10 protein-coding genes and 1 pseudogene are annotated in these 17,905 nt (G+C 73.0%); 6 read left to right on the top strand and 5 right to left on the bottom strand.

Annotation, left to right across the window (positions count from 1 at the left end):
- Positions 1-177: 177 nt before the first annotated feature.
- Complete coding sequence (locus ACFV9O_RS28955) at positions 178-1,647, top strand: glycosyltransferase family 2 protein (protein ID WP_385422882.1); 1,470 nt, start codon at positions 178-180, stop codon at positions 1,645-1,647.
- Here the strand turns inward: ACFV9O_RS28955 and ACFV9O_RS28950 are convergent.
- The 5 genes from ACFV9O_RS28950 to ACFV9O_RS28930 form a co-directional block, all read right to left on the bottom strand.
- Entirely contained in the window at positions 1,619-2,548 is a 930-nt protein-coding gene (locus ACFV9O_RS28950) for a class I SAM-dependent methyltransferase (RefSeq protein ID WP_385422880.1), read from the bottom strand. The genes ACFV9O_RS28955 and ACFV9O_RS28950 overlap by 29 nt on opposite strands.
- 248 nt (positions 2,549-2,796) lie before the next feature.
- On the bottom strand, positions 2,797-3,675 hold the full coding sequence (locus ACFV9O_RS28945) for a carbohydrate ABC transporter permease (RefSeq protein WP_385422878.1): 879 nt from the start codon (positions 3,673-3,675) through the stop codon (positions 2,797-2,799).
- Entirely contained in the window at positions 3,672-5,048 is a 1,377-nt protein-coding gene (locus ACFV9O_RS28940; protein ID WP_385422876.1) for a carbohydrate ABC transporter permease, read from the bottom strand. Before ACFV9O_RS28940 ends, ACFV9O_RS28945 begins: the two co-directional genes overlap by 4 nt.
- A gap of 7 nt (positions 5,049-5,055) precedes the next feature.
- Positions 5,056-6,435, bottom strand: a complete 1,380-nt coding sequence (locus ACFV9O_RS28935; protein WP_385422874.1) for an ABC transporter substrate-binding protein — start codon at positions 6,433-6,435, stop codon at positions 5,056-5,058.
- 208 nt (positions 6,436-6,643) lie between these two features.
- Entirely contained in the window at positions 6,644-10,498 is a 3,855-nt protein-coding gene (locus ACFV9O_RS28930) for an FHA domain-containing protein (RefSeq protein WP_385422872.1), read from the bottom strand.
- 454 nt (positions 10,499-10,952) lie between these two features.
- Between ACFV9O_RS28930 and ACFV9O_RS28925 the strand changes: the two genes are divergently transcribed.
- The 5 genes and pseudogenes from ACFV9O_RS28925 to ACFV9O_RS28905 form a co-directional block, all read left to right on the top strand.
- On the top strand, positions 10,953-12,641 hold the full coding sequence (locus ACFV9O_RS28925) for a serine/threonine-protein kinase (RefSeq protein ID WP_385422870.1): 1,689 nt from the start codon (positions 10,953-10,955) through the stop codon (positions 12,639-12,641).
- A 152-nt stretch (positions 12,642-12,793) separates the two neighbouring features.
- Positions 12,794-14,038 (top strand): serine/threonine-protein kinase, encoded by a 1,245-nt coding sequence (locus tag ACFV9O_RS28920; RefSeq protein WP_385422868.1) that lies wholly within the window; start codon positions 12,794-12,796, stop codon positions 14,036-14,038.
- A gap of 62 nt (positions 14,039-14,100) precedes the next feature.
- Positions 14,101-15,207 (top strand): peptide chain release factor 2, encoded by a 1,107-nt coding sequence (gene prfB / locus ACFV9O_RS28915; RefSeq protein WP_385422866.1) that lies wholly within the window; start codon positions 14,101-14,103, stop codon positions 15,205-15,207.
- 162 nt (positions 15,208-15,369) lie between these two features.
- Positions 15,370-16,854, top strand: coding sequence for an ATP-binding protein (locus ACFV9O_RS28910; RefSeq protein ID WP_385422864.1), 1,485 nt, complete (start codon positions 15,370-15,372; stop codon positions 16,852-16,854).
- A gap of 596 nt (positions 16,855-17,450) precedes the next feature.
- Positions 17,451-17,905, top strand: a pseudogene (locus ACFV9O_RS28905) (hypothetical protein); the annotation flags it as partial.

Raw genomic sequence — 17,905 nt, 5'->3', positions numbered from 1 at the left:
TACGCTACGGGCGGCCTGAGGCCGAGCCCGCGGGCGGCGCGCCGCCCGCGGGCTCGGCGCCGTGTGCGCTCGGCCGGGCGGGTGAACGACCGGCGTGGGTGCGTAGCCCGAATGGACGGCACGTCGTTGCTGTGTCGAGCGGGCGGTCGGCACGCCCGAGGCGTGTGGAGGTCAACCATGAGCCCAACGGGCACGGCAGGCACCCCGGACGTCGACGTCCGTGAAGTCCCCGGCGTCACCGACGCTCCCGGCGTCCCCGCCGCCCCCGACGTCAGCGTCATCGTCGTCGTCCGCGAAGCCGCACCGCACCTCCACCGCTGTCTGGAGTCGCTCGCCGGCCAGACCATCGGCGAGGCCCGCATCGAAGTGCTCGTCGTGGACGACGAATCCGCCGACGGCAACCAGGCCGAGCTGGAACGATTCTCCAGCGACCACCCCGGTCTGTGCACCGTCCTCCGCCCCGGCACCCCCAACCAGGCCGTCGCACGCGCACGCGGCCGCTACGTGTTCTTCCTCCCGGCCGACGGCTTCCTCGGCCGGGAGGCGCTGACCCGTCTCGTCGACGCGGCCGACATCCACGGCTCCGACGTCGTGTATGCCAAGGCCGCCGGCGCGTCCACCGCGGTCTTCGCGCGCACCGGGCACGGCGTACCCCGCGACGCCCCCGGGCTGGCACGGGAACTGTCGTGCACCAAGCTGTTCCGCAGGGAGCCGGTCGTCGAGCCGCACGGGCTGCGGTTCCGCGAGGACATCCCCACCGCCCTGGCCGAGCAGGCGTTCACCCTCGAAGCCCTCTTCCGGGCGCGCGGCATCTCCGTCCTGGCCGACTACGACTACTGCTTCGCCGTCGGCGAGAGCCCCGAGGCGGTGCCCCCGATCGAGGACCTGCTGCGCGGGACGGCCGCCGTGATGGCCGTGACCGCCCGTTTCACCGAGCCCGGCCCGCTCCGCGACGCCTTCCATCTCCGCTACTTCGCCGATGAGGCCGACCGGTTGACCGGCCCCGGCCTGCTGGAGACCGCCGAACCGGTGCGCCGGCGGGTCTTCGCCGGCCTGCGCAGGCTCGTCACGGACCACCTCGGCGACGCCGTGCTCGCCCGGCTGCGGCCGGGCCTACGGCTGCGCCTGTCGTACGTGCGCACAGGCGACCTGCCGGGACTGCTCTCGGTCATCCGCTACGAGGCCGGCCACGGGGTGCCGCCCCTGCGCACCGAACTCGTCTCCGCGGCCTGGCGGCGTACCGGCCCCGCCCGCCACACCCTTGTCGTCACCGCGCGCAGTCCGCTGCCCGGTCTGGCCGCCCTCGACGCGGCTCCGGTCCGGCTCACCGGACCCGCCCCGCAGACCGGCCGGATCCTGCTGCGCCCGGCGCCCGACGGCGGCGGCACGGAGATCGAGGTACGGATCCCCGCCGACGCCTTCCCGCCCGGTCGCACCCGGGTCGGCCTGCGCACGGCAGTGCTCGGCACCGAGCACCTGGCCACGGTGCCCGCCGGAGCCCCGCCCCGGCGGGCCCACGGTCTGCGCGGCCTGCGCCCGTACCGGCTGGACGTGGCCGCGGACGGCACGCGGGGGCTCGTCGTCGCCGTCGCCCCCGTCGGGCTGCCCGGACGCCGGTTCAGCGGCGGCCGCGCACGGCCCGCCTGAGGGCCCGGGTCAGGATCGGGGGCAGCAGGTCCCGTACGACCCGGCGGACGAGCGGGGACCGCCGCCGCTGCGCCGCGCCGGTCGCGGGCTCTGCCGTGGCCGCCGGACCGGGCCTGTGCCGGGACTCCGGCTGCGCCGGACTGGCCGACTTCTTGCCGTCGATACGGATCAGCGGCGCCCCGGCCACCTCCTCCACCACGTGCACGAGGTCCGTCCGCGTCCTCAGCCAGCCGAGCAGCGCCTCGCGCACCTTCTCCGGATCGCTCCAGGTCCCGTACATCTTGGTGGCGGTGATGCAGACCGGCCGTAGTCCGGCGGTGGCGACGGCTCCCCAGGCGGCGGCCGCGACGCCCGGGCAGTGCTCGGCCCGGAAGTCGTCGAGGACCACGACGCCGTCCGGCGTGATGAGCTCCCGGGCGGCCTCGATGTCGCCCTTGACGTGCTCGTACAGGTGCGAGGCGTCGATGTGGACGAAGCGGCAGCTCGCCGCACGGACCCGGGAGGAGATCACGGAGGTCGGCGCCTGGACGAGGGTCGGCAGCTCGTCGTGGAAGGAGCGGTAGTTGGCCTCGAAGGCACGGCGGGTGAGCGTCGCGTACGACCGGTTCATCTCGGCGCTGTTGGAGGCGTCGGGGGCGGGCGAGTCCCAGAGGTCGCAGACCGTGAACTCCTCGCCCTCCCGCAGGTACATGCCCAGGAAGATCGCGCTCTTGCCCATGTACGCACCGAGTTCGAGCAGGTCACCCGCCTCTCCGTGGTCGCGCTGGCGCGTCAGGAACCAGTCGAAGAGCAGCTGGTCGACCGGCCGGAACCAGCCCTTGACGTCGTCGAGCCGGGTGGGCTTGGGGAGTTCCGGGTCGGACTCGAGGGTGGACTGCGCCGGTGCACTCGTCTGTGCCATGGGTGTCTTCTCTCTCGGACTCAGCGGTGAGCGGGAACGCTGGGGTTTGAGCGGCGACTGCTGCTGGCCATGACCCGGTCGTACTCGTCCAAGATGTCGAAGGGTTTGCGGTCGGGTGAGGCGCCGATGTTCCTCGTGGGGCGCTCCTGTGCGTACGGGCACACATGGTCGAGCGCTCGATCGGGCATGCGAATCTACGCCCGTAGCCGTGGTCCTGGACTACGGGCGCAGCTACCGCGGACCGCCCGCTACTTGACCGCCCCCGCCATCACGCCGGACACGAACTGCCGCTGGAACGCGAAGAACACGGCGAGCGGAATCACCATCGAGACGAACGCGCCCGGCGCCAGTACGTCGATGTTGTTGCCGAACTGCCGTACCTGCTGCTGCAGTGCGACCGTGATCGGCGGGGACTCGGAGTCCGCGAAGATCAGCGCGACCAGCATGTCGTTCCAGACCCACAGGAACTGGAAGATCCCGAGCGAGGCGATCGCCGGTCCGCCGAGCGGCAGCACGACCCGCGTGAACAGCCTGATCTCGCCCGCTCCGTCGAGCCGGGCCGCCTCGAGCAGCTCGCGCGGAATCTCCGCGAAGAAGTTCCGGAGGAGGAAGATCGCGAAGGGGAGGCCGAAGGCGACGTGGAAGACCACGACTCCGACCGTCGTCTCGAAGATCCCGATCTCGCCGAAGAGCTTCGACACGGGGACGAGAGCGACCTGGACGGGGACGACGAGCAGTCCGACGACGACCAGGAACCACCAGTCACGGCCCGGGAACTCCATCCACGCGAAGGCGTACCCCGCGAGCGAGCCGATCACGACGACCAGGATCGTGGCCGGGACGGTGATCAGGACCGTGGCCAGCAGCGAGTCCGTGATGGTGTCGTTCGCCAGCAGCCTGGAGTAGTTCTCGGTCGTGATCTCGGCGGGCGCGGTGAACACCTGCCACCAGCCGCTCGCGTTGATGTCGGTCGGCGAGCGGAGCGAGGACAGCAGCAGACCCACGGTCGGCATCAGCCAGAACAGCCCGACCAGGACGAGGAAGACCCGCATGGCCCCGCCGCCGGTACGCGTCGCGACACGGGAGGCGAGCGTCGGCTTCGCCTTGACGGCGCTGTCGGTGCTCATCGACGCGTCTCCCTTCGCATCCTTCGAATGTTGAAGAGCATCACCGGGATCACAAGCAGCAGGAGCAGCACCGCGATGGCGCTGCCCACGCCGAGGTCGGCGTCGGTGCCGAACGACGAGCGGTAGAGCTGGAGCGCCAGGACGTTCGCGTCGTCCTGCGCCGAGCCGGGCGCGATGATGAAGACCAGGTCGAAGATCTTCAGGACGTTGATCATCAGTGTGACGAGGACGACCGCGAGGACCGGCGCGAGCAGCGGGACGGTCACCTTGCGGAAGACCTGCCACTCGTTGGCCCCGTCCACCCGGGCCGCCTCCAGCAGTTCGCGGGGCACGGCCGCCAGCCCCGCGGCGATCAGTACCATCGCGAAGCCCGCCCACATCCAGACGTACGAACCGATGATCGCCGGGGTCACGAGGGACGGGCCGAGCCAGTCCACTCCGTTGTACGGCTCCCGGAAGTTGCTCCCGGGCAGCCGGAGTCGCGCGCCCTCCGCCTGCGCAGGGAGCGAGAACGTACCGTCGGCGGCGGCCGTGGCGGTGGCGACGACCCTGCCGTCCTTGACCGCCTCGACCTTGATGCCCTTGAGGCCGAGCTCCCCGGCGTCGACGGCGTTGGGCTTTCCGCCGCCGCCCCGGGTGAAGTCCAGCCAGGCCGTGCCGGTGATCCTCCCCGGTTCCGTCGCGGGCGCCTTCGCGGGCTCCGCGTCGTCCGGCATCTTCGCGGGCGGTACGCCGACGAGGGGCAGCTGGACCGCGGTGCCCGCCGCGACCGGCTCCTTGGTGATGAACGCCCCGCCGCCCGCCGCCTCGAGCGGATGGCCGGGGAGCGGATGCGCCTTGGGGAAACCGGCCGATTCGGCGAACGTGTCGTGCACGCCCACCCAGACCGCGTTGGCGACACCGCGCTCCGGGTCCTGCTCGTACACCAGCCGGAAGATGATGCCCGCGGCGAGCATCGAGATCGCCATGGGCATGAAGACGACGAGCTTGAACGCCGTGCCCCAGCGGACCCGTTCGGTGAGCACGGCGAAGATCAGACCGAGGGCCGTCGCGACGGCCGGGGCGACGACCACCCAGATCGCGTTGTTCTTGACGGCGGTGAGGATGGTGTCGTCGGTGAAGATCTCGACGTAGTTGTCGAGCCCGGCGAAGGCGCTGCCGGACTTGTCGAAGAAGGACCGGTAGACCGAGTACCCGATCGGGTACACCACGAGCGCGCCGAGCAGCACGAGCGCGGGCAGCAGGAAGCCGGCGGCGACGAGCCTGCGGGTGCCGGTCACGCTCTTGCGCTTGCGCACGCCACCGGAGGCGGAGGGCGCCGGGCCCTCCGCCGCTCCGGAGGACGCTCCGTTGGACGCTCCGGGGGCCGTCATCGCCGCGTCAGCTCTTGTACGCCTTGGCCGCGTCGGCCTCCAGCCGCGCCTGCGTGCCCGCGATGTCCTTCGGGTTCTTCAGGAAGTCCTGGAGCGCCTTCCACTCGCCCTTGCCGGGCGTACCGCCGAACGACTGCGGCATCTGGTCCGACATGTCGAAGCGGAAGTCGTCGCCCGCGGCGATCAGCGCCTTTGCGATGTCGCGCTGGACGTCGTTCGGATACGCGGCCACGTCGAGGGACTTGTTGGGGGAGACGAAACCGCCGGACTCCGCCCAGATCTTCGCCGCGTCGGGCGACGCCAGGAAGGTCAGCAGCGCCTGGGCGCCCTTGGAGTCCTTGAGCGCGACGGCCGCGTCGCCGCCGGTGACCACCGGGGGCTCGGCGCCGACCGCCGGGAACGGGAACACCTTCGCGTCCGTACCGATCTTGGCCTCGGTCTGCCCGATGTTGACGGAGACGAAGTCGCCCTCGAAGACCATCGCGCCCTTGGGCTGGTCGCCGCCGGTGAAGGTCTGGGTGACGGACTTGGGGAACTCGGTCTGCAGGGCCCCGTCCGCGCCGCCCGCGATCAGGGCGGGCTTGCCGAACAGCTCGGCGAGGGTCGTCAGCGCCTGCTTGACGGACGGATCGGTCCACTTGATCTCGTGCTTGGCCAGCTGGTCGTACTTCTCCGGGCCCGCCTGGGAGAGATAGACGTTCTCGAACCAGTCGGTGAGCGTCCAGCCGTCCGCTCCGCCGACCGAGACCGGGGTGACACCGGACGCCGAGATCGTCTCGGCCGTCGTCAGGAAGTCCTTCCAGGTCTTGGGCTCGGTGGCGCCGGCGTTCTCGAAGACCGCGTTGTTGTACCAGATGAGGGACTTGTTGGCGGCCTTGAAATAGACGCCGTACGGGGTGCCGTCGACGGAGCCGAGGTCCTGCCAGCCCTTGGCGTAGTTCTTGGCGAGCTCGGCCTTGGCCTCGGGGCCGAGCGGCTTGGCCCACTTCTTGGCCACGGTCTCCTTGATCGCGCCGACCTGCGGCAGCATCGCCACATCGGGCGGACTGCCGCCGGCGATCTTCGTACCGAGGAAGTTGACGATCGGGTCCTGTGCGGGCACGAAGGTGACGGTGGCGCCGGTGCGCTTCTCGAACTCCTTGAGGACCTTGGTGAAGTTCTCCTGCTCGGGGCCTGTCCAGACCGCGGCGACCTCGATCTTCTCGCCGTTCAGCTTGGGCAGCTGGACGGTGGCAGCCGAGTCGCTGCCGCTGGTGCTGTCCGGCGTGCTTCCACCGCCGCCGTCAGTGTCGCCCCCGCAGCCCGTGAGGGCGACGAGGGCGCCTATGGCGACGAGCCCCACGATGGCCCTGCTGCGAGTGGTACGAGTGGTACGAGCTGTGCGCATCACTGCCCCGTCTCTCCCGTGCGCCTTCGGAGGGCACAGCCGGCCGTGACGCAGGCAGCACCGCTCCCGTCCCGTGGGATCAGGTCTACGCCCGGGGCAGAGGCGAAGCAATACCGCCTTCCCTGTCAACTGGGTGATCGTGATGGGCTCGTGACGTGCCGTCAGGGCCGTCGGGAGGGGCCAGGGGCAGGGCCTGCGGCGGGACGGGTCAGGAGCGGGACGGGGTCAGCGGAGGCAGGGGAGTGGCGTCGACCGAGCGGGCCGCTCGGTCGAGGGCGCTGGCGAGGAGGGCGAGGTCCGTGGGCCCGTTGCCCAGCTCGCGGACCGGGCGGCGCGTCGGCGGGTCGCCCATCCGCTCCCACTCCAGCTCCACGACGGTGGGCCGCTGCGTCGCTGTCCGCGGGATACGGCCCGTCACCCGGCCGGCCTGGAACGGCGTCACGCGTCCGCTCGGGTGCCCGAGGCGACCGCGCCCCGGGGCCGGGTCCTCCGGTCCCGCGGACGCGGGCGGTGCGTCGAGCACCACGCGCAGCCGCGCACCGCGGGCCAGCTCCGTGTCCGCGGTGCGGTCGGGCCGGGCGGACGTGGCGACCAGATGGACGCCGAGCCGCTCACCCTCCCTGGCCACGGCCTCCAGCGCCCGTACGACGGAACCGGCCGCGGGGCGGCCGGGGCTGCCGAGCGCGGGGGCGACCAGGGCGTCGTAGTCGTCGACGAGGACGACGAGCCGGGGCAGCGGGGGCAGCGGGGGCGCCTCCCGCTCGGGGCCGCCGCTCCTGCCGGCCTGGCGGCTCGGATCGCCCGGGCCACCGGCCTGGTCGTGACCGCTGACGGAGGCGGCCGCGGGATCCGCGCCGCGCGAGTCGTCGGACGGGATCTGCCGGCCCTGCGGCGCGGCCGCGCCGGCGGCCGGGCCCGTCGCGTGGGCCTGGCCCGCGGAGCCGCGTTCGCCTGCGGCCAGCGCGGCGCGTGCCCGCAGGCGCAGTGCGCCCGAGTCCGGGGACTCGACGTCTTGGGGTCCCGCATCACCGCGCCCCGGCCGGGAAGCGAAGGCGGACGTGGATGCGGATGTGGACTCGGCTCGTGGCGCGGACCGCTGGGCCACGAGCCGGTCCGCGACCTCGCGACGGGCATTCCACTCGGCGAAGCTCTCCCGGCCCAGCAGCTCCGCCCGCCGCTTCAGCTCCGCCCCGAGGGCCTGCGCGAACTCGCGCATCCGGACCGGGTCCGATGCGACCAGATGCTCGGTGACATGGGGGAGTTCCGTACAGGCCGCGAGCCCTTCGCCCCGCTCGCCGCCCGCGCCGTCGACGAGCAGCAGCCCGAGCCGGTCCGGCCGTCCGGCGGCGGCCAGTGAGGCGGCGACCGCGCGGAGCAGCTCCGTACGGCCGCTGCCCGCAGAGCCCTCGATCAGCAGATGCGGGCCCTCGGCGGTGAGATCGGCGGAGACCGGGCCGCGCGGGCCCGCGCCCAGCACGGCCGTACCGTCCGCGGCCGACGCCCAACGGGCCATCAGCGACGCGGGCGTGGCCCTGGCCAGCCCCAACTCGTCGAGGAGCCGCGCCGACCGCGGCAGCGGCGAGGCCACCGCACGGCCGTGGCCCTGGCCGCGGCCGGTCCCGGCACCTGCCCGGGCGCCGTCCACGTCCGCCGCGCGCAGCGGCGCCAGCGCCCGGCCGAAGCGCTCGGCCCAGGCCGCGGACACCGCGTCCACCGCGCCGACCGTGCCGTGCCCGGCGGGCCGCCCCGAGGCCGTACGCAGCAACCGAAACGCCGTCGCGACATCGCCGCTCAGCAGCGCGACGGCCCCGCACTCGCGGAACGCGAGCGATGCCGCGCACGCCTCCTCGTACGTCGCCGCGACCGGGGAGAGCGGCGAGGCCGCCGGGGTCTCGGCCAGGCAGACGACATGGATGCCGCCGGCGGCGCCCGCCCCGGCCAGCCGGGCGGTGGTCTCGCGGAGCGCCGCGGAACCGGGGTCGCCGTCCAGGATCACCACCGTCCGCGGCCCGGTGTGGCGGGCTGCGGCGTCCTCGATCATGCGGCGGCCGGAGCTGGGCCAGCCAGGCCCGAGCGGCCCGTCGTCCAACCGCCGGATCAGCTCGGCGGTCCGGGCGGTGGCCTGGTCCCGGTCGTACGCGACGAGGAGCCGGCAGTCCTGCCCGTGCGTGGGCCGCAGATGCGGAAGCCAGCCGAGCCAGCTCCAGTCGCGCCTGCGCTCCTCCAGGGACCTGGCGCGGTCGGTGCTGATCAGCACGATCTCCAGATCGCCGGGCGCGTGCAGTGCGGCGAGCTGCGCCACGACGGACCTGGCGAGCCCGGCGAGCCGCGACCGGGGGCCCGCGAGCCCGAGCGAACCGGCCTCGCGCAGTCCGACGGTGACGGGGACGGCGTGCGTGTCCGCGCGGTCGGCGGTCCCGAGCCGTACGGCCAACTCCTCGGGGTGCCCAGGCCCGCGCTCCCACAGCCGCGGCCCGGGCCCGAGAGCCGTGAGCAGCACGGCGGCGGGGTCCGGCCAGGTCTCGACGAGGGGCGCGGCGGCGACCGGCGCGTCCCCGTACTCGCCCGCGTCCTCGGGGGCGGCGTCCGGGCGCGCCCCGGCCAGCCGCCGGGCCCACGCGCCTATCCCGCGCTTCCGCGGCCCGCTCTCGCCCCGCGTGCGCCTCCCGCCCCTGCGCGCCGAGTCGCTGCCACCGGCGCCGTCGCCGGCATCGCCGCGGACGTCGGCACCCGCCGGGTCGGCGTAGGCACCGGCCGCGTCGGGACCGAAGCCTTCGGCGCCGCGGCGGTGACCCTCGTCGGTCCCGGGCGTGTGTCCGCCCGGCCGCTGCGTGGCCCCGCCGCGGGGCGCATCGCTTCCGTGTCCGGCCGGGGCCGCCTGGAAGCCCCGCCCGCCGTGGGTGGGGTCGCTCGCGTGTCCGGCCGGGCTCCCGGCGAGCCGGCCGTCGGTGCTCGCACCGCGGCCCTCGTCGGCTCGATGCCATCCGGCGGCCGTCTCGCCGGCGGCCGGATGTCCGCCGGCGGGTCCTGCACCGCCCGGCACCTGCCCGTCCTGGCCTCGTCCCGCGACGGCCCCCGGCGCGTACCGGCCCCCGGGCGCCCGGCCCTCCCAGGAAGCCGCCGCGGCCCGGCGTGCCGGATCCTGAGCGTGCGCCCCGGAACCCGTACCCGTACCCGTGCTGCTGCCGTCCGCGCCCGCACCGGCCCGCGGGGCCGGGATCGTGCCGGCGGACTCCTGCCCGGGGGCCGTCGCCCCGTCCGCACGGGCCCATGACGGAACCGGCCGGCCGCCCAGGTCCGTACGGCCGTCCTCGTGGCCGTACGGAACGGCCTCCGGCCCGTCCGGCGCATCGCTGCGAGCGTGGTCCGCCGGGCCGTCCGGGCCCGCCGCGGAGGCCTGCGAGGGGCCCACCCGCAGATGACCCTCGCCGTCCGGGGTCGTCGTCGGCCCGGCGGGACCCGTCGGCGGGGCCAGGCGCAGCGTGGACTCACCGATGCGGAGGAGGGCGCCCGGGGGCAGGCGGACCGGGTGGGGGCCGACGGGGGCGCCGTCCAGCGTGGTGCCGTTCGTGGAGCCGAGGTCCGCGACCGTGACGGCGCCGTCGTCCGCGACGATCACCGCGCAGTGCAGCCGCGAGACGTCCGGGTCGTCGAGCGGGACGTCCGCCTCGGCCGAGCGCCCGACGCGGATCTGGCCGCCGTGGAGCAGATGGACCCCGCCCGCGTCCGGCCCGGCGACCACATGGAGCTGGACCTGCGCCTGCGCCCCTGTCTCACCGTCCCCGCCGCCCTCGCCGTCCGCGGGGGCCTGGAGCGACAGCACCGCACCGTCCACCAGCGGAGGCTCGCCCAGCGCGCACCGCTGGGCGTCGAGCCGCTCGCGGCCCGCGTAGAGCACGACCGGTCCGGGCGCCTCCGGACCTGACACGGCCGCGGCCAGGCCTGAGGCGACCGCCGCAAGTGCCGTGCCGGCAGGGGCGGTGACGAGCACGTCGCACACGCGCGCGGTGCCCTGCGTGGACTGGCCGCTGCGCGGCGCGAGGACGGTCAGCCGGATCTGCATCGCCGTCAGCGGTCCCTTCTGCGCGGGGTGCCCGGCAGGGGAGCCGCCCTGTGATTCCCCCCACCCGGCAGGTCGGCACGGCCCGCAGGGCTCTCCCGACCCCACGACTCCGTGCTGGAGGCATCCTCGCACCTGGCACCGACAACACGCCCGCCCCCCACCCCCAAGTGATCTTGATTGGTCGGCTCTGGACGCAAAAGTGCCTGGTTGGGATCGCGTCTGCCGCCCTCCGCACGGTCGTTCGGCAACCATCCGCCCGCCGGGAACGTCTTACCGGCCAATCCGATGAGCACGCCGGTGACCCGATCGGCGGCACTACAGTGGGTCGGACACCCGGTCGGGGCCATATATGAACCGGGGATCACACCAGTGACCACCCAGGTCCGGCCTCCAGGGAGCCACCCGGGGCGCCGCCCAGGACCACCAGAACCACGATCAGCAGGGAGCGCATGACGTGCGGCCGGTAGGCAGCAAGTACCTGCTCGAGGAACCGCTCGGCCGCGGTGCCACGGGCACCGTCTGGCGAGCCCGCCAGCGGGAGACCGCCGGAGCCGAGGCAGCGGTTCCCGGCCAGCCGGGTGAGACCGTCGCGATCAAGGTCCTCAAGGAGGAACTCGCGAACGACGCGGACGTCGTGATGCGCTTCCTGCGCGAGCGCTCCGTCCTGCTGCGTCTCACCCACCCGAACATCGTCCGCACCCGCGACCTGGTCGTCGAGGGCGACCTGCTCGCGCTGGTGATGGACCTGGTCGACGGCCCGGACCTGCACCGCTACCTCCGGGACAACGGCCCGTTCACCCCGGTCGCCGCCTCCCTGCTCACCGCCCAGATCGCGGACGCGCTGGCCGCCAGCCACGCCGACGGCGTCGTCCACCGCGACCTCAAGCCCGCCAACGTCCTGCTCGCCGAGCGCGGCGGCGAGATGCACCCGATGCTCACCGACTTCGGCATCGCGCGCCTCGCCGACTCCCCGGGCCTGACCCGTACGCACGAGTTCGTCGGCACGCCGGCCTACGTCGCCCCGGAGTCGGCCGAGGGCCGCCCGCAGACCTCCGCCGTCGACGTCTACGGCGCCGGAATCCTGCTGTACGAGCTGGTCACCGGCCGTCCGCCGTTCGCGGGCGGTACGGCCCTGGAGGTGCTCCACCGCCACCTCAGCGAGGAGCCCCGCCGCCCGTCCACCGTCCCGGCCCCGCTGTGGACGGTCATAGAGCGCTGCCTGCGCAAGGAGCCGGGCGAGCGGCCGAGCGCCGAGAACCTCGCCCGCGGCCTGCGTACCGTTGCCGCCGGAGTCGGCGTCCACTCCACTCCCGCCCAGATCGAGGCCGCCGAGGGCGTCGGCGCGCTGCTCGCACCCGACCCGTCGCCCGCCACCGTCCCGGGCATGCCGGGCGCTTCCGACCCCACACAGGTGCTGCCGGGCAACGCGCCGCACTACGACCCGGCCGCAGCGACCAGCGTGATGCCGCAGACGGGCATGCCCGCGGGCGCATCCGACCCGACCAGCGTCCTGCCCCGCAACGGTGCGGCGGACCCGACCGCGGTCATGCCCCCCGTACCGCCGCGCCCGGACGGTCCGCCGCGGCCCTCGCCCGAGGACCCGCACCCGTGGCAGTCCCAGCTGCAGGCCGCCCGGGACCGCAACGAGCAGACGCAGATCCAGTACCTGGACCCGAGCCAGGACCCGCTGCGCCGCCGTCCGCACCGTCAGCCTGCGCCCCAGCAGCCCCCGCAGCACCAGCAGCGGCCTCCGCAGGGCCGGCAGCCCCAGCCCCAGCGGCGGCAGCAGTACGCGCCACCGCCGCAGCAGTACGCTCCGCAGCCTCCTCAGCGGCAGCAGTACGCACCCCCGCAGCCGCCGCCCCAGCAGCCCACCCCACGCCCGCCGCGCGAGCCGCGGCAGCGCAGCGCGAACCCGATGCGGATCCCGGGCCTCGGCTGCCTCAAGGGGTGCCTCTTCACGCTGATCCTGTTCTTCGTCGCGGGCTGGCTGATCTGGGAGCTCACCCCGCTCCAGAGCTGGATCGCCGAGGGCAAGAGCTACTGGGAGGCCATCGGTGACGCCGCGTCGGGCGTGAGCGACTTCATCGAGGAGCTCACCGGCGGCTCGGGCACAGGCACGGGCTCGGGCGCCGGTCAGTAGAACCGGTCGGCAGCGGGCGATCACTCTGTCGTTATGTCGACTTCTGCGGGGGAAAAAGCCCCGCAGAAGCGACGGTTGGCGCCATCCGGGGCACGAGGTACCCCGACGGCCGCGTAGTTTGAGGGGCAACGCCAGCCGCTGAGGGAGCAGTCTTGGCACGGAATATCGGCAGCCGGTACACCGCCCACCAGATCCTCGGGAGGGGCAGCGCCGGCACGGTGTGGCTCGGCGAAGGGCCGGAGGGGCCCGTCGCCATCAAGCTCTTGCGCGAGGACCTCGCGTCCGACCAGGAGCTGGTCGGACGCTTCGTCCAGGAGCGCACGGCCCTGCTCGGACTCGACCACCCCCGGGTCGTCGGCGTCCGTGACCTGGTCGTGGACGGCACCGACCTCGCCCTGGTGATGGACCTCGTCCGCGGCACCGATCTGCGCACCCGCCTCGACCGCGAGCGCAGGCTCGCCCCCGAGGCCGCGGTCGCGATCATCGCCGACGTCGCCGAGGGCCTCGCCGCCGCCCACGCCGCCGGAGTCGTCCACCGCGACGTCAAGCCGGAGAACATCCTGCTCGACATGGAGGGCCCGCTCGGCCCCGGCGGCGCCCACCCCGCCCTGCTGACCGACTTCGGCGTCGCCAAGCTCATCGACACTCCGCGCCGCACCAGGGCGACCCGGATCATCGGCACGCCGGACTATCTGGCCCCGGAGATCGTCGAGGGCCTGCCGCCGCGCGCGGCCGTCGACATCTACGCCCTCGCGACGGTCCTGTACGAGCTGCTCGCGGGCTTCACCCCCTTCGGCGGAGGTCACCCCGGCGCCGTACTGCGCCGCCACGTCACCGAGACCGTGGTCCCGCTGCCCGGCATCCCGGACGAGCTGTGGCAGCTCATCGTCCAGTGCCTGGCCAAGGCGCCCGCGTCCCGCCTGCGCGCCTCCGAGCTCGCCGCGCGCCTGCACGACCTGCTGCCGCTCCTGGCGGGCATGCCGCCGCTGGACGTGGACGAGCCGTACGCAGCCGACGCAGCGCCGTCCACGGAGGTCTACGAGGAGCCGGACCACGCGACGCTCCCCACGGCCCCCCGCAGGGCAGCCGTCCCCCTCGTCCCCGGCTCGGCCACCGACTCCAACCGGGACACCCACACCTCCATGCGGGTCCCCGGCCCCGACGAGCTCGCGGGCGGCGCCCGCGGCACCGCCCGCGCGCCCCGCACTCCCGGCCAGCGCCGCCCCGGTTCGGCCCGCCACAAGGCGGAAGCGGTCCGCAGGCGCCGCATCACGCTCGGTGTCGCGGGCCTGGTGCTGGCGGCCGCGGTCGGTGTCGGCGGCTGGCTGGCGACGAGCGGCGACGACGACGGCGTACCGCCCCAGGACTCCGAGCAGTCGGCCCCCTCACAGCCCTAGGTGAGCCCTAGGTGTTCTGTCCGGCGGGCCGGAACACCCCGGCCAGCCGTTACGCTGGACGCGTGGCAGTCGTCGATGTATCCGAAGAGCTGAAGTCCCTCTCCTCGACCATGGGGTCGATCGAGGCCGTCCTGGACCTCGACAAGCTGAGGGCAGACGTCGCCGTGCTCGAGGAGCAGGCGGCGGCACCGTCGCTGTGGGACGACCCCGAGGCGGCACAGAAGATCACCAGCAAGCTCTCGCACCTGCAGGCCGAGGTCCGCAAGGCGGAGGCGCTGCGTGGGCGGATCGACGACCTCGAGGTCCTCTTCGAGCTCGCCGAGTCCGAGGACGACCCGGACGCCCGTGCCGAGGCCGAGGCCGAGCTGGAGTCGGTCCGCAAGGCGCTGGACGAGATGGAGGTCCGCACGCTCCTGTCCGGCGAGTACGACGAGCGCGAGGCGCTCGTCAACATCCGCGCCGAGGCCGGTGGCGTCGACGCCGCCGACTTCGCCGAGCAGCTGCAGCGGATGTACCTGCGCTGGGCCGAGCGCCACGGCTACGGCACCGAGGTCTACGAGACGTCGTACGCGGAAGAGGCCGGCATCAAGTCGACCACCTTCGTCGTCAAGGCGCCGTACGCCTACGGCACGCTGTCCGTGGAGCAGGGCACGCACCGCCTGGTCCGTATCTCCCCCTTCGACAACCAGGGCCGCCGCCAGACGTCCTTCGCGGGCGTCGAGATCCTCCCGGTCGTCGAGCAGTCCGACCACGTCGAGATCGACGAGTCCGAGCTGCGCGTGGACGTCTACCGCGCCTCCGGCCCCGGCGGCCAGGGCGTCAACACGACCGACTCCGCGGTCCGCATCACCCACATCCCGACCGGCATCGTGGTCTCCTGCCAGAACGAGCGCTCCCAGATCCAGAACAAGGCGAGCGCCATGAACGTCCTCCAGGCGAAGCTCCTGGAGCGTCAGCGCCAGGAGGAGCGGGCCAAGATGGACGCCCTCAAGGGCGACGGCGGCAGCTCGTGGGGCAACCAGATGCGTTCGTACGTCCTCCACCCGTACCAGATGGTCAAGGACCTGCGTACGGAGTTCGAGGTCGGCAACCCGCAGTCCGTCCTGGACGGCGAGATCGACGGCTTCCTCGAGGCCGGCATCCGCTGGCGCAAGCAGCAGGAGAGGTAGACCGGACACGCAAAAACGGCGCCGGGCCCGGCGCCGTTTTTGCGTCTCTGGGGCCTGCCCGCCTTCCGCTGACGGTGACCTTCCGCGCTGCGGCTCGTTTACGGAAACGTACTTCCCGGAAGTACGTTTCCGTAAGCCTCACCGCTAGCTGGGAGCACCACCATGGGGCGCGCCTCCAGGTCTCTGACCAAGCCGGACGACATGTTCGACCGGGACTGGGAGTGGAGCGAGCTGACCGCATTCGCCGCCGATGAAGGGCCGGAAGCGACGCTCGCCGTCGTGTCGGGTCGGAGACGGCAAGGCAAGTCCTTCCTTCTGGACGCCTTGGCACGGTCTGCCGGGGGCTTCTATTTCTGTGCGTACGAAGCCACCGAAGCGGAGTCGCTGCGCCGGCTCGGCGAAGAGCTGGCGGAGTACACGGGCAGCCCGGCCCCGTTGCGTTTCGAGCGGTGGGAACACGCCGTGGACGCGCTGCTGGCGCTGGGGGCGGAACGACCGGTGCCGGTCGTGCTCGACGAGTTCCCCTACCTCGTACGCCACACGCCCTCGCTACCGTCCATCGTCCAAGTCGCGTTCGGACCACGCAGGCCGGAGCGATTGCGGTCCCGCACGCGGCTGCTGCTGTGCGGCAGTTCGCTGTCGTTCATGGGCGGACTGCTCAGTGGTACGTCGCCGTTGCGCGGCCGCGCCGGCCTTGAGCTGGTCGTCCACCCGCTGGACTTCCGTCAGGCCGCCGCCTTCTGGGGTATTCAGGATCCGCGACTGGCCTGCCTGGTGCACTCGGTGGTGGGAGGAACTCCCGCCTATCGAAGGGAGTTCGTGCGCGAGGACACGCCGAACGGCATCGAGGACTTCGACGACTGGGTCTGCCGCACCGCGCTGTCCCCGCGCTCCCCCTTGTACAGGGAGGCGCGCTACCTGCTGGCGGACGAGTCCGATGTCCGGGACCGGGCGCTCTACCACTCTGTGCTCGCCGCGCTCGCCGAGGGCAACTGCACGGCCGGGAAGATCGCCGGCCGCCTTGAGAGGTCCAGCGGCGATATCACGCACCCTCTGACGGTGTTGCAGGACTGCGGTCTCGTGCGGCGAGAGCCGGACGCCTTTCGCGGCAATCGCAGTACGTACCAGGTGGCCGAGCCGCTCATCGCTTTCGATCACGCCATCGCCCGCCCGCGGCGTGGGCTGCTGGACCGGGGGCGGGCCCGCGAGGTGTGGGAGAACGCTCGACCCACGTTCCGCTCGGCCGTCGTCGGGCCGCATTTCGAGCAGTTGTGCCGCGACTGGGTGGCCCACTTCGCCGCTGCCGGGACATTCGGCGGTATGCCGATCGACGTGACGCGCGGCACAGTCGCCGACCCCGGTCGCAAGTCCAGCCATGAGGTGGACGTGGTAGTGCGCGGAGCTGTCGGTCAGGACACCAGTGTGTTGCTGTCGATCGGTGAGGTGAAGTGGGACCAGACCATGGGGATCGGACAGCTTGAGCGGCTGAGGCATGTCCTGCAGCTGCTGCGGGCGCGCGGCGAGGACACCTCACTCACGGTGCCCGCCTGCTACACCGGCGCCGGGTTCACGCTGGAGCTCAGGGCTGCCGAGGCGCGGGGCGAGGTCGTACTCGTGGACCTGGCGCGGCTCTATGGCGGGGAGTGACCAGCTCTTCCAGGAGGCCGGAGTTTTGCGCCTACGGTGCGTGCCCGCCTTCTGGGGGCGCACCTCGGGCACGCGCACAGCGGGAAGCGGCACCCCGCTTCGAGCGGCGGCGCCAGCCGGTCCCGGCGGTACGTCACCCTCGGTCCCCACATACGCCCGCCGTCCCGCGACACCCGCAGGGTGATCACCGCGCCCGCCTCATCCCCGCTCGCCTTGTCCATGAACTGCCACTCCTCTCGCTCTGTGTGCGGTTCCGATCGCAGAGTGATGTGAACGGCCTGCAGAGAAGGTGCGTCTTCGCTGACGCAAGCGGAATATGTGGTGTCGGCTCGCTTTGTCGACATGGGAACTGCCTTTCCAGGGGCGGCAGTTCCGCGTTTACGTCACAGTTGCGTGCCCGTACCTCGGTCAACTCTCCTTATTTCGGGCATTGCGCGCGCAACGACCTTGACGCGTTCACGGAAACTGGGAAGGGTGAGCGCGGCATGCGTATTTCTGGGGCGCGTGTGGGCGGGGGAAACGGAAGTGCAACCCTCAGCGGCTGCAGCCCCAAGACGATGCATCACTGACGAATAGCTACTGGGGGTAGCAGGCAGATGACCAAGAAGACGCGTGTGCGCGTGGCGCGGATAGCGGCCGGTGCGGTGATCGCCGCCGGTGCGTCCCTGACTGCCGCGGGCGCCGCTCAGGCCGTCGGTATCGGCGTGAACGTTGCGGGCCTCAGCGCGGAGGCGGCGGTCGACGAGCAGGGCGCCGAGATCTCCCTCGGGATCAACGACACTGAGGGTGGTGACAACGAGGGCGGCGACAACGAGGGTGGCGACAGCAGCGGCAACGACACTCTCGGTCAGGTCGCCGGTGGTGGTGCTGGTGACCCGACGAACGGTGGCGCGGCGGCTGGTGACCCGACGAACGGTGGCGCGGCGGCTGGTGACCCGACGAACGGTGGCGCGGCGGCTGGTGACCCGACGAACGGTGGGGCCGCGGCTGGTGACCCGACCAATGGTGGCGCGGCGGCTGGTGACCCGACGAACGGTGGGGCGGCGGCTGG

The organism is Streptomyces sp. NPDC059909 (genome assembly GCF_042730885.1).
In the GTDB taxonomy this organism is placed as follows: domain Bacteria; phylum Actinomycetota; class Actinomycetes; order Streptomycetales; family Streptomycetaceae; genus Streptomyces.
The sequence above is the reverse complement of the archived record's forward strand: the minus strand, read 5'-3'. Positions and strand labels throughout refer to the sequence as shown.